The organism is Sphingomonas sp. CFBP 13728, from assembly GCF_014841895.1.
In the GTDB taxonomy this organism is placed as follows: domain Bacteria; phylum Pseudomonadota; class Alphaproteobacteria; order Sphingomonadales; family Sphingomonadaceae; genus Sphingomonas.
In genome coordinates, this window is sequence record NZ_JACYUS010000002.1 from 377,976 (window position 1) to 390,648 (window position 12,673).

The window sequence follows — 12,673 nt, forward strand, 5'->3', positions numbered from 1 at the left end:
TAGGACAGTTATGCTGATATACTGGTCGATTTCACGGTGACAAGCTTCCGATGGCGCAATAACGCGGCTGTCGGAGGCATGTATGGCGAACGATTCGATGCTAAAGTTTGTCGGGCGGGAGCAATCCTATCCGGCAAAGCGCACCGCGGATGAGCGGCAGGAGGATTTCCGCGAGATCGCTCAGCGATACGCGGTTGAGCCCGCCGAGGAACAGGCCGGACGCTGCTCGCAGTGCGGGGTGCCCTATTGCTCGGTCCATTGCCCGCTGCACAACCATATCCCCGACTGGCTCCGGCTGACCGCGGAAGGTCGGTTGCGCGAAGCGTATGAGCTGAGCAACGCGACCTCGACCATGCCCGAGATCTGCGGCCGGATCTGTCCGCAGGACCGGCTATGCGAAGGCAATTGCGTCATCGAATTCACCGGGCACGGCGCGGTCACGATTGGTTCGGTCGAGAAGTTCATCACCGACACCGCCTGGGAGAATGGCTGGGTCGAACCGCTGGTGCCCGGCAAGTCGCGCGGCCAGTCGGTCGGCGTGATCGGTGCGGGACCGGCGGGCCTGACCGCGGCGGAATATCTGCGCGGGCACGGCTATGACGTCCACGTCTATGATCGCTACGACCGCGCGGGCGGGTTGCTCACCTACGGCATCCCCGGCTTCAAGCTCGAAAAGCCCATCGTCATGCGCCGCGTCGAGCGCCTCAAGGCTGCCGGCATCGTCTTCCACGAAGGCTTCGCGGTCGGCGACGATGCGAGCCTCGACGATCTCCGCCAGCGCCACGACGCGATCCTGATCGCGACCGGCGTCTACAAGGCACGCGCGATGGACCTGCCGGGTGGCGGATCGAACGGTGTGGTGCCGGCACTCGACTTCCTCGTCGCCTCGAACCGCAAGGGCTTCGGCGATGCCGTCCCTGCATTCGACGACGGCAGCCTCAATGCGGAGGGCAAGGACGTCGTCGTGATCGGCGGCGGCGACACCGCGATGGACTGCGTCCGCACCGCGATCCGCCAAGGTGCCAAGTCTGTGAAATGCCTCTACCGTCGCGACCGCGCCAACATGCCGGGATCGCAGCGCGAAGTCGCCAATGCCGAGGAGGAAGGCGTCGAGTTCGTCTGGCTGTCCGGCCCGCAGAGCTTCGACGGCGGCGACACCGTGTCGAGCGTCAAGGTCCGGAAAATGCGCTTGGGCGCGCCCGACGCAAGCGGCCGCCGCGCACCCGAACCCGATCCCGCCGGCGACTATTCCGTCGACGCCGACCTCGTCATCAAGGCACTCGGCTTCGATGCCGAGGACCTGCCAACGCTGTTCGCAACGCCGGAACTGGGCGTGAGCCGCTGGGGCACCGTGCTGGTCGACGGCAAGACGCTGATGACGTCGCTCGACGGCGTGTTCGCGGCCGGCGACATCGTCCGCGGTGCTAGCCTCGTCGTCTGGGCGATCCGCGACGGCCGTGATGTCGCGGCAACGATGCACAAATGGCTGAAGACCAAGGCGGCGAGCGCGAAGGTTGCGGCATGAGGCACGGGTTTCTCAGCGCCGTGTTACTGGCGGGCGCAATGTTGCCTTCGGCGGCGCATGCGCAAGCATCGCCTGTCGCCGTCACGGCGCCCGATCCGGCCCGCCTCGCGGCAGCGCGCGAGCTGATTAACGTGCTGATGCCGCCCGAATCGCGTGAACGGATGATCGAAAGCATGATCGCGCCGATGCTCGGCAACCTGCAGCAGGGCATGGCGCAGAGCCCGATGTTCAGCAGTGCGATGGCGGACCATCCGGAGATGCAGACGCGATTTGCCACCTTTATGGAACGGCAGCAGGCGCGCACGATGACGCTGATGCGCGACGGATTGCCGGGAATGGTCGAGGCGATGGCGCGCGCCTATGCGCGCCGCTTCGATGTCGCCCAATGCCGCGACATTAAGGCGTTCTTCGCGACGCCGAGCGGCCGTGCGTACATGCAGCAATCGCTGACGATCATGGCCGACCCAGACGTCGCCGCCTGGCAGCGGTCGATGATGCAATCCTCGATGGCGCACATGCAGGCCGATGTCGCCGAGTTCGCCAAGCAGGCTGCCACGCCCGAAGAGAAGAAGAAGTGACGATGACCGATTTCATCACCGATCAACGCGCCCGTCTCGCCGAGCACGGTATGTACCGCCCCGAATTCGAGGGCGATGCGTGTGGCGTAGGCCTCGTCGCCGCTACCGATGGCCGTGCGTCGCGGCGCGTCGTGCAGTCTGCGGTCGATGCGCTCAAAGCCGTGTGGCACCGCGGTGCGGTCGATGCGGACGGCAAGACCGGTGATGGCGCGGGCCTCCACATCGACCTGCCGTTGCGTTTCTTCGATGATGCGGTTGCTGCCTCGGGGCACAAGGTTCGCCCGAACCGTCTCGCGGTCGGCATGATCTTCCTCCCGCGCACCGATCTCGGCGCGCAGGAGGATTGCCGGACGATCGTCGAGAGCGCGATCATCGAGGCGGGCTACACCATCTATGGCTGGCGCCAGGTGCCGGTCGACGTGTCGGTGATCGGCCAGAAGGCGCAGGCAACGCGTCCCGAGATCGAGCAGATCATGATCGCCGGGCCCTTGCCCGAGGAACAGGACGCCGCCGAGTTCGAGAAGACGCTGTATCTCGTCCGCCGCCGGATCGAGAAGCGCGTGATCGCGGCGCAGATCCAGGGCTTCTACATCTGCTCGCTGTCGTGCCGTTCGATCATCTACAAGGGGCTGTTCCTCGCCGAATCACTGTCCGTCTTCTATCCGGACCTGTGCGACCAGCGCTTCGAGAGCCGCGTCGCGATCTTCCATCAGCGCTATTCGACCAACACCTTCCCGCAATGGTGGCTGGCGCAACCGTTCCGCTGTCTCGCGCATAACGGCGAGATCAACACGATCCGCGGCAACAAGAACTGGATGCTCAGCCACGAGATCCGCATGGCGAGCCTCGCGTTCGGCGACAATTCGGAGGACATCAAGCCGGTGATCCCGGCGGGCGCGTCCGACACCGCCGCGCTGGATGCCGTGTTCGAGGCGATCTGCCGCTCGGGCCGCGATGCGCCGACCGCCAAGCTGATGCTGGTCCCCGAGGCCGCCAGCCCGGACATGCCGCCCGAACATACCGCGATGTATCAGTATCTCGCGTCGGTGATGGAGCCGTGGGACGGCCCGGCCGCGCTGGCGATGACCGATGGCCGCTGGGCGGTCGCGGGCATGGACCGCAACGCGCTGCGTCCGCTCCGCTACACGCTGACCTCCGACGGCCTGCTGATCGTCGGCTCCGAGAGCGGCATGGTCGTCGTTCCCGAATCGACGATCGTCGCCAAGGGCCGCCTCGGGCCGGGCGAGATGATCGCGGTCGACCTTGACGAAGGGCGCCTGCTCCAGGATCGCGAAGTGAAGGATCGCATCTCGGGTGAGGCGGATTACGCCGCGATGATCGGTGAGTTCCACACGCTCGCCGACCTGCCCTCGGTCGAGGACGCCGTGGTGCGCTACGACCGCGCCGAACTAGCCCGTCGTCAGGTCGCGGCGGGCCAGACGATGGAGGACATGGAGTTGATCCTGTCGCCGATGGTCGAATCCGCGAAGGAAGCGATCGGCTCGATGGGCGACGATACGCCGCTCGCGGTCATCTCCGACAAGCCGCGACTGATCAGCCAGTTCTTCCGCCAGAACTTCTCGCAGGTGACGAATCCGCCGATCGATCCGTTGCGCGAACGCCACGTGATGTCGCTCAAAACGCGGTTCGGCAATCTCGCCAACATCCTCGACGTGCGCGACCAGCGCGAGCGCGTGCTGGTGCTCGATTCCCCCGTGCTGACGGGCGAGCATTGGTCGCGGTTGAAGGCACATTTCGGTAACGCGGTTGCCGAGATCGACTGCACGTTCGACGTCGGTGGTGGCCCCGAAAAGCTCCGCGCGGCGATCCAGCGGATCCGCAATGAGGCCGAACAAGCCGTCCGCCAGGGCAAGAGCGAGATCTTCCTCACCGACGAGGCGATCAGCGAAGACCGCGTCGGTATCGCCGGCGTGCTCGCGGTCGCCGCGGTGCACACGCACCTCGTTCGTCGCGGGCTTCGGTCCTACGCGTCGATCAACGTCCGCTCGGCCGAATGCCTCGACACGCATTATTATGCCGTGCTGATCGGCGTCGGCGCGACCACCGTGAACGCGTATCTCGCCGAAGCCGCGATCGTCGATCGCCAGTCGCGCGGGCTGTTCGGCGATCTCGACCTCGCCGAATGCCTCCGCCGCCACCGCGTCGCGGTCGAGGAGGGGCTGCTCAAGATCATGTCGAAGATGGGCATCGCGGTCATCTCGTCCTACCGCGGCGGCTATAATTTCGAGGCGGTCGGCCTCTCGCGCAGCCTGGTGAACGACCTGTTCCCCGGCATGCCCGCCAAGATCAGCGGCGAGGGCTATGCCTCGCTCCACGTCAACGCGACCGATCGCCACGAAGCGGCATTCGATCCGGCGGTCGCCACGCTGCCGATCGGCGGCTTCTATCGCCAACGCCACACCGGTGAGACGCACGCCTATTCTGCCCAGCTGATGCACCTGCTGCAGACCGCGGTCGCGACCGACAGCTATACGAGCTATCTGCAGTTTTCGCGCGGCGTGTCCGACCTGCCGCCGGTGTATCTGCGCGATCTGCTTCAGTTCAACTTCCCCGCGGAGGGCGTGCCGGTCGACCAGGTCGAGGCGATCACCGAAATCCGCAAGCGTTTCGTGACGCCCGGCATGTCGCTCGGCGCGCTGTCACCGGAGGCGCACGAGACGTTGGCGATCGCGATGAACCGGATCGGCGCTAAGGCCGTGTCGGGCGAGGGCGGGGAGGACAAGTCGCGCTTCGTGCCGTACGCGAACGGCGACAACGCCAACTCGTCGATCAAGCAGGTCGCGTCCGGCCGGTTCGGCGTGACGGCGGAATATCTGAACGCGTGCGAGGAGATCGAGGTCAAGGTCGCGCAGGGCGCCAAGCCCGGCGAAGGCGGCCAGCTGCCCGGCTTCAAGGTCACCGAGTTCATCGCCAAGCTGCGCCATGCGACGCCCGGCGTGACGCTAATTTCGCCGCCGCCGCATCACGACATCTACTCGATCGAGGATCTCGCCCAGCTCATCTACGATCTCAAGCAGATCAACCCGCGTGCTCGCGTCTGCGTGAAACTCGTCTCGTCGGCGGGTATCGGCACGGTCGCGGCGGGTGTGGCGAAGGCGCATGCCGACGTGATCCTGATCGCCGGCCATGTCGGCGGCACCGGCGCGTCGCCCCAGACCTCGATCAAATATGCCGGCACGCCGTGGGAGATGGGCCTGTCGGAGGTCAACCAGGTGCTGACGCTCAACGGCTTGCGCGGTCGCGTGCGGCTGCGGACCGATGGCGGGCTGAAGACCGGTCGCGACATCGTGATCGCCGCGATCCTTGGCGCGGAGGAGTTCGGGATCGGCACGCTGTCGCTGGTCGCGATGGGCTGCATCATGGTGCGGCAATGCCACTCGAACACGTGCCCGGTCGGCATCTGCACGCAGAACGACGCGCTTCGGCAGAAGTTCGTCGGCACGCCCGAGAAGGTGATCAACCTGATGACCTTCATCGCCGAGGAAGTCCGCGACATCCTCGCGCGGCTCGGCGTGAAAAGCCTCGATGACGTGATCGGCCGCACCGAATTGCTGCGGCAGGTCAGCCGCGGGGCGGAGCATCTCGACGATCTCGATCTCAACCCAATCCTGGCGAAGGTCGATGCCGACGATTCGCAGCGCCGGTTCTCGCTCTCGACCTTCCGCAATGAAGTGCCCGACAGCCTCGACGCGCAGATCATCAAGGACGCGTCCGCGGTGTTCTCGCGCGGCGAGAAGATGCAGCTGACCTATTCGGTGCGCAACACGCACCGCGCGGTCGGCACGCGGCTGTCGTCGGAGATCACGCGGAAGTTCGGGATGTCGACACTGGCGGACAACCACGTGACGATCCGTCTGCGTGGGTCGGCAGGCCAGTCGCTCGGTGCGTTCCTGTGCAAGGGCATCACGCTCGAGGTGTTCGGCGATTCGAACGATTACGTCGGCAAGGGGCTTTCGGGCGGCACGATCATCGTTCGCCCGGCGGTGAGTTCGCCCTTGGCGTCGCAGGACAACACGATCATCGGTAACACCGTGCTCTACGGCGCGACCTCCGGCCGGCTGTTCGCGGCGGGGCAGGCGGGCGAGCGCTTCGCGGTCCGCAACTCGGGCGCGATCGTGGTCGTCGAAGGCTGCGGCGCGAACGGGTGCGAGTACATGACCAACGGCATCGCCGTAGTGCTCGGCGCGGTCGGCGCGAACTTCGGCGCCGGGATGACCGGCGGGATGGCGTTCGTCTACGACCCCGACGGCGTCTTCGCGAAGCGCGCCAACCCGGAGAACATCACCTGGGATCGCGTGAAGTCGCTCCACTGGGCCGACGTGCTACTCGACTTGGTCCGGGATCATGCGGACCATACGGACAGCAAATGGTCGAAGGGCCTGCTGGAGGACTGGGACCGCGTGGCTCCACATTTCTGGCAGATCGTGCCGAAGGAAATGCTGACGCGCTTGTCGCACCCACTGGACGACAGCGCGGAACTGGTTGCGGCGGAATAAGCCCAAGCCCTCCCACCACCCCGGCGCCCGCTGGGGTGGTGTAAGTTAGAGGGGTTCACGCGGAGACGCGGAGCTAAATTCCCTCTGCATCTCTCCTATTGTGATCGGTGGTGAAGGCGCTTCGCTCGCTGCGAACGCAACACCTCCGCGTCTCCGCGTCTCCGCGTGAACCAAATCTTCTTACGCGACGCCAACCCGCGCTAGTGACACACCCGCCCCCCACCGCCTAAACGGATGGCATGTGGCAGCTTTATCAATTTCCCCTGTGTCCCTTCTCGCGAAAGGTGCGCCTGCTGCTGGGCGAGAAGGGGGTCGGCTACGAACTGGTGCGCGAATCGCCCTGGGACCGCCGTGATGAGTTCATGGACATGAACCCCGCCGGCCAGACCCCGGTGATGGTCGACGCGTCGCGCGGTGTCGCGCCGCTGATCGATTCGATGGCGATCTGCGAATTCTTCGAGGAAACCGTCGAGAAGGCGGCGATGATCAACGGCACCGCGACCAACCGCGCCGAGATCCGCCGGCTGGTCACCTGGTTCGACACGCATTTCTACCGCGACGTCACCGGGCCGCTGCTCCACGAACGCATGGTCAAGCGCCTCGCGCACCGCACCGCGCCCGACGCGAAGGGCTTGCGCGAGGCGATGAAGGCCGCGGTCGGGCATCTCGATTATATGGACTACCTGCTCGACCACCGGAATTGGCTCGGCGGCGCGACAATGAGCCTCGCCGATCTGGCGGCGGCCGCGCAGATATCCGTCACCGATTATCTCGGCGGGATCGACTGGAAGGGCCACGACCAGACCGCGCGGTGGTATCGCGGCTTCAAGAGCCGCCCGAGCTTCCGCCCGCTGCTGTCCGAACGGATGGAGCTGATCTCACCCCCGGCGCACTACGACAATGTCGATTTCTGACGTCATCGCGTATCCGGACTTCGAGAAGGTCGACATCCGCGTCGGCACGATCGTCGAGGCCGAACAATTCCCCGAAGCGCGCAAGCCCGCGATCAAGCTGCGGATCGATTTCGGCGACGAGATCGGCGTGAAGCGCTCGTCCGCGCAGATCACCGAGCATTATACGCCGGAGACGCTGGTCGGCCGCCAGGTCGCCGCGGTGGTCAACTTCCCGCCGCGTCAGATCGGCCCGATGATGTCCGAAGTCCTGACGCTCGGCTTCCCCGATGCGGACGGGAAGGTCGTGCTGATCTCGCCGACCGGACCGGTCCCGAACGGCGGGCGACTGTTCTAACCATCCCGTCATCCCCGCGGAGGCGGGGACCCATACTGGCTAGCCTGTCGGCTAGAACCGCTGACCGCCGAAAATATGGATCCCCGCCTACGCGGGGATGACGATGGTTGGGGCGGGGCGACGGACCAACAGCGCCCGCAGCCCCCCAAGCCCGCTTACTGACGCAGGTCGTTCTGCGTGATCGGCACGATCTTCACCTCGACGCGACGGTTTGCGGCGCGCCCGGCATCGGTGTCGTTCGACGCGATCGGCTGCGTTTCGCCGTAGCCGCGCGTGCCGATACGCGCAGTCTGCACGCCGTGACCCGCCAGATAATCCGCGACCGACCGCGCGCGGCGCTCCGACAGCGTCTGGTTGTACGCGTCGCTACCGGTCGAATCGGTATGCCCGTACACGTCGATATAGGTCTGGTTGTACTGCGACAACGTATCCGCGACCTGGTCGAGGGTGCGCTGGAACTGCGGCTGCACGTTGGCGCTGTCATACGCGAAGGTGATGCCCGACGGGATGTTCAGCACCAGGTCGTCACCTTGGCGGATCACCTGCACGTCGGTGCCGGCAGTGCGCGCGCGCAGGTCGCGCTCCTGCTTGTCCATATATGCGCCGATGCCCGCACCCGCGAGACCGCCGATGCCCGCGCCGAGCAGCTTCTCGGTCCGGTCGTGCCGTCCACCGACCACGTCGCCGAGCAGATAGCCGCCCAGCGCGCCGCCGATGCCGCCCAGCGCGGTCTTGGAAATCGTCTGGCGACCGGTCTCCGGATCGGTGGTGCAACCGCTGGTGGCGATCAATGCCGCGATTGCAGCGCCTGCGAACATCTTGGTTTTCATAGATAATCTCCCTGAGACATGACGAATGACGGCTTCGTGCCCGATACGCCCGATAACCCGGTGTCGCGACGATTGTTCCGCCTGCGCACTGAACCGAGCCTGACCATCTTCGCGTTCCGATGTCGAGTATGCGCAAGCCAGTACGTAAGGACGGTTGTGCGACGGACCGTTGTCCTGCAAAGAGCGAGTGAGCCAATGGCACCGCTTCCCCCCTTCCCCTGGATCGACGTCGCGATCATCCTCGCGCTCGTCGCGTTGAACGGCGTGTTCGCGATGAGCGAACTCGCGATCGTCTCCGCGCGGAAAGCGCGGCTCGAGGCTATGGCGCGCTCGGGCAAGAAGGGCGCGCGCGCCGCGCTCGTGCTCGCCGCCGACCCCGGCAAGTTCCTCTCGACCGTCCAGATCGGCATCACGCTGATCGGCATCCTCGCAGGTGCGTATTCGGGCTCCAGCCTCGGCATGCCGACCGCCGCGCGGTTGCAGGCGTGGGGCCTGTCCGCCTCGACCGCACAGACCGCCGGGTTCGCGATCGTCATCGGCCTCACCACCTATGCGTCGCTGATCATCGGCGAGCTCGTTCCCAAGCAGTTCGCACTGCGCGCGCCCGAGGCGATCGCCTCGTTCATGGCGCCCGTCATGCGCTGGCTCGCGATCGGCACCGCGCCGATCGTCTGGGTACTCGATTCGACCAGCGCGCTGATCTTCCGCGCGCTCCGCCTGAACCGCGAATCGGAAGAGCACGTCACCGCCGAAGAACTCCACATGATCGTCGCCGAGGCGTCGAAGTCGGGGATCATCGAGGAGCATGAGCGGTCGATCATCTCCGGCGTCGTCCGCCTCGCCGACCGCCCGGTGCGCGAAGTGATGACGCCGCGCACGGAGATCGACTGGCTCGACTGCGACTGGGGCCCCGACGAGATCCGCGAGACGCTGCTCGCTTCGCAGCACACCCGCCTGCCGGTCGGCGAAGGCTCGATCGATACGGTCAAGGGCGTCGTCCAGGCGCGCGACATCGCCGCCGCGCTGTTCCGCGGCGAGCCGATCGACCTGCGCGCGCTGATGCGCAAAGCCCCGGTGGTGATCGACCAGATCGACGCGATGGACGCGCTGCTGGCGCTGCGCGAAGCCGAAGTGCCGATGGCGCTGATCCACGACGAATACGGCCATTTCGAAGGCATCGTCACGCCGGCCGATCTGCTCGCGGCGATCGCCGGTGAGTTCAAGTCGGACTCCGATCCGGACGATGCGCCTTCGGTCGTGGTGCGCGACGACGGCTCGTTGCTGGTGGCAGGCACGATGGCGGCGGACTCGCTCGCCGACCGGCTTGGTATCGACCTACCCGAGGACCGCGACTACGCGACCGTCGCGGGCCTCGCGCTGTCGGTGTTCCGCCATCTGCCGGGCGAGGGCGAAAGCTTCGTCGAACAGGGCTGGAAGTTCGAGATCGTCGACCTCGACGGCCGCCGCATCGACAAGTTGTTGGTGAGCGAAGTCTGAGGGTCTAGCGCGGCGCGGGTAAGTTAGAACACGGCGCCTCCGTTCTGCACCACCCCGGCGGAGGCCGGGGCCCGGTTGGCAAGGTCGCGGTAACGGAGCGCAGTCGCTAGTTTTCAACAACCCCCAACTGGGCCCCGGCCTTCGGGGTGGTGATAGGGTAGGGTGGGTAGTCGCTCTTCACTCAGGTACTCGTGCCACACGCGCCGAGGACCCGCTGACCCCACAATCCGTTCGTCCTGAGTAGCCGCTGAGCTTGTCGAAGCGGCGTATCGAAGGACAGGTTGGCACGCGGAACCCATGCTTCGATACGAGCCCTCGATACGCTCCTGACGGAGCTACTCGGTCTCTACTCAGCACGAACGGGAGAGGACGACGGGAGCGTTCGGCTCCGTCCCCTTTACTGACCGGTTTCGGCCGCCGGCTTCGCATCAACCGCCGGCGTCTCGACCACCGGAGTCTTTTCAGGCACCTCCGAAACCGGCCTCGCCCCAGGCTCCAGGTCACTCGGCACGAACGGTACCACGCTCGGCGGCGGCCCTGACATCCCCGCCGGATCGCCCTCGACCCGCCCGTGGAGATGGTCGATCTCCGCCTGTCGCCGGTTGAGATAGAAGGCGCGCGTCGCTGCATACGGATCGGGCGAGTTGTCGTGCAGGTCCTTCAGCGTTTGGTCGAATTCCGACCGATGATCGAGCGCGCCCAGGATACCCGCGGGGATCGCGTACGCCGTGCTGGTGAACGGCTTGCCGATGGCGACAGGCAGGATCAGGCGATCGACCGCACCGCCCAGCAGGTCGCGGATCGTCGTCGGTCCAACCAGCGGCAGGAACAGGAACGGGCCGTTCTTGACCCCGTAATAGCCAAGCGTGTTGGCGAACCCGTTCGACCGTCGCGGCAGGTGGAACGGCTTCTTCTTGGCCATGTCGAGCACGCCGGCCACGCCGATCGTCGTGTTGATCGCGAACCGCCCGACCGTCTCGGCTGCCTTGCCGGGCTTGAACTGGAGCAGGAAGTTGAGGAAGACGATCGGCTCGCGCAGATTGTAGAGGAAATTGTGGATGCCGCGCCGAATGGGGCTCGGCACGGTCTTCTTGTAGGTCCGCGCGACCGGACCGATCACCGCGTCGTCGACCTTCTGCGTCACCGCGAACGACTCGGCGTTGACCGCGCGCAGCGGATCGCCCGCGCTCTCCTTGCGGCCGGTAACGACGATGTCGTTATGCGCCCGGTCGGCAGGCGGCGTCCCCAACGGGGTGGGGCCGACCGGCGGAATATCCTGCGTCGGCAGCCCTTGGGCGAAAATCTCGATCGCCGGAAGCGACGCGGTGAGGGCAAGCGGCGACACCGCCATCGACGCGGCGTCCGGGAAGTCGTTGGAAAATAGCGACAGCACCGCGCCGGGCAGCACCACGCGCGCGGCGTCGCCGGGCAACGCGATTGGTACGGCTGCCACGTAAACGGGGGCAGCCGTCAACAGCATTGCGCTCATCGTTACCAGCATGTGCACTCATCGCCCTGTTATCGGCCGCTCTCCTACATCGAGATGCGACGCGCCTGACATGCCCGTCGGCGCGCGTGGAGCATAGAGCCAATCGTCATCCGCGCGTGCGGATCGCAGTTAACCGATCGCGCGCGATCCCGGCGTGGGTCGTCTCGCGCGAAGGCCTCGCTCAGAGCTTGCCGAACACCGCTTCGAAGCCGGCCTTGTCGCCAGCCGCCAGCAACCGCGCCTGCTCGATCCAGCGGTCGCGGCCCATCCGGCCGGTGAAGTTGCCGAGCTGCGCGTCGATGCGCTGCGCCTCGCTGTCCGACAGCGCCGCCATCTCGCCGACGGTCGCGACGCCGAGCGCGCCAAGCTGTGCCGCAACCTTCGGCCCGAGCCCCTTCAATTGCGTGACGGGGCCGTCCGCATAGGACTGCGCCGGTGCTGCGGGTGCGATCGGCGCCTGTTTGGGTGGCGCTACGGGTGCGGGTGCGGCAGTTTCAATTGCCGGGGTTGCCACCGAGGGCGACGCGGCGGCGGTCGGTTCGTCAGCCAGACGATCGTGCGTTTGCGGCGCATCGTCGTCGCGCAAGACCGGCGTAGGTTCGGGCGCACTGCGCACGGGTGCAGACGGGGGCGGCGCAACCAGCGCGATCGGCGCCTGCGTCTGCACCTGGGATTGCTCGGCCTTGCGTGGCTCGATCTCTGGTTTCGCCGCAATCGGCTCGGGTGGTTTTGCCGAGACCGGCTCGGGCGGAACGCCGGCCTCCTCGGCATTGGCGATCACGTCGTGCGCGGCCTTGGTGCGGCTGCGCTTGGCCCGGATGCCCCAGATCAGCCCGATCACGACGAGGATCGCGACGACGGCGATGATCGTGAAGTGAATCGCCGTCAGCGTGGCGATGCCGTCGGGCAGCAGGCTCAGGCCCGAGGCGGAGGTCGCGGAAGTTTCGTTCATTGCCATACCGTAGCGTCACGCGCGAAGGGCGGCGAGA

9 protein-coding genes are annotated in these 12,673 nt (G+C 66.3%); 6 read left to right on the top strand and 3 right to left on the bottom strand.

The features are described 5' to 3' along the window. The first annotated feature begins 82 nt into the window (after positions 1–82). The 5 genes from IFT67_RS10525 (at position 83) to IFT67_RS10545 (ending at position 7,868) form a co-directional block, all read left to right on the top strand. A complete protein-coding gene (locus IFT67_RS10525; protein WP_192238277.1) occupies positions 83–1,525 on the top strand; it encodes an NAD(P)-dependent oxidoreductase in 1,443 nt (480 codons plus the stop codon). Beyond that, positions 1,483–2,103, top strand: coding sequence for a DUF2059 domain-containing protein (locus IFT67_RS10530; protein ID WP_192238278.1), 621 nt, complete (start codon positions 1,483–1,485; stop codon positions 2,101–2,103). Before IFT67_RS10525 ends, IFT67_RS10530 begins: the two co-directional genes overlap by 43 nt. A gap of 2 nt (positions 2,104–2,105) precedes the next feature. After that, positions 2,106–6,620 carry a glutamate synthase large subunit gene (gltB, locus tag IFT67_RS10535; RefSeq protein ID WP_192238279.1) on the top strand — a complete coding sequence of 1,505 codons (4,515 nt, stop codon included), beginning with the start codon at positions 2,106–2,108 and terminating at the stop codon, positions 6,618–6,620. 239 nt (positions 6,621–6,859) lie between these two features. Further along, positions 6,860–7,534, top strand: coding sequence for a glutathione S-transferase family protein (locus IFT67_RS10540; protein WP_056054264.1), 675 nt, complete (start codon positions 6,860–6,862; stop codon positions 7,532–7,534). After that, positions 7,521–7,868, top strand: coding sequence for a tRNA-binding protein (locus tag IFT67_RS10545; RefSeq protein ID WP_192238280.1), 348 nt, complete (start codon positions 7,521–7,523; stop codon positions 7,866–7,868). Before IFT67_RS10540 ends, IFT67_RS10545 begins: the two co-directional genes overlap by 14 nt. 155 nt (positions 7,869–8,023) lie before the next feature. Here the strand turns inward: IFT67_RS10545 and IFT67_RS10550 are convergent, their stop codons facing one another. Continuing rightward, positions 8,024–8,698, bottom strand: a complete 675-nt coding sequence (locus IFT67_RS10550) for a YiaD family glycine zipper/OmpA-like lipoprotein (protein WP_120300741.1) — start codon at positions 8,696–8,698, stop codon at positions 8,024–8,026. Positions 8,699–8,893: 195 nt separating this feature from the next. Here IFT67_RS10550 and IFT67_RS10555 point away from each other — a divergent pair, with 195 nt between their 5' ends. After that, positions 8,894–10,195, top strand: a complete 1,302-nt coding sequence (locus IFT67_RS10555; RefSeq protein ID WP_192238281.1) for a hemolysin family protein — start codon at positions 8,894–8,896, stop codon at positions 10,193–10,195. A 397-nt stretch (positions 10,196–10,592) separates the two neighbouring features. Here the strand turns inward: IFT67_RS10555 and IFT67_RS10560 are convergent, their stop codons facing one another. Then, a complete protein-coding gene (locus IFT67_RS10560; RefSeq protein WP_244647317.1) occupies positions 10,593–11,696 on the bottom strand; it encodes an MlaA family lipoprotein in 1,104 nt (367 codons plus the stop codon). Positions 11,697–11,865: 169 nt separating this feature from the next. Next, positions 11,866–12,636, bottom strand: a complete 771-nt coding sequence (locus IFT67_RS10565) for a helix-hairpin-helix domain-containing protein (protein WP_192238282.1) — start codon at positions 12,634–12,636, stop codon at positions 11,866–11,868. Between the last annotated feature and the right edge of the window lie 37 nt (positions 12,637–12,673).

What these genes read in the sequence shown, in the direction of transcription:
- IFT67_RS10525 (WP_192238277.1), top strand. Translation starts at nt 83, where the DNA reads ATGGCGAACGATTCGATGCTAAAGTTTGTCGGGCGGGAGCAATCCTAT.
- IFT67_RS10530 (WP_192238278.1), top strand. Translation starts at nt 1,483, where the DNA reads ATGGCTGAAGACCAAGGCGGCGAGCGCGAAGGTTGCGGCATGAGGCAC.
- gltB (WP_192238279.1), top strand. Translation starts at nt 2,106, where the DNA reads ATGACCGATTTCATCACCGATCAACGCGCCCGTCTCGCCGAGCACGGT.
- IFT67_RS10540 (WP_056054264.1), top strand. Translation starts at nt 6,860, where the DNA reads ATGTGGCAGCTTTATCAATTTCCCCTGTGTCCCTTCTCGCGAAAGGTG.
- IFT67_RS10545 (WP_192238280.1), top strand. Translation starts at nt 7,521, where the DNA reads ATGTCGATTTCTGACGTCATCGCGTATCCGGACTTCGAGAAGGTCGAC.
- IFT67_RS10550 (WP_120300741.1), bottom strand. Translation starts at nt 8,698, where the DNA reads ATGAAAACCAAGATGTTCGCAGGCGCTGCAATCGCGGCATTGATCGCC.
- IFT67_RS10555 (WP_192238281.1), top strand. Translation starts at nt 8,894, where the DNA reads ATGGCACCGCTTCCCCCCTTCCCCTGGATCGACGTCGCGATCATCCTC.
- IFT67_RS10560 (WP_244647317.1), bottom strand. Translation starts at nt 11,696, where the DNA reads ATGCTGGTAACGATGAGCGCAATGCTGTTGACGGCTGCCCCCGTTTAC.
- IFT67_RS10565 (WP_192238282.1), bottom strand. Translation starts at nt 12,636, where the DNA reads ATGAACGAAACTTCCGCGACCTCCGCCTCGGGCCTGAGCCTGCTGCCC.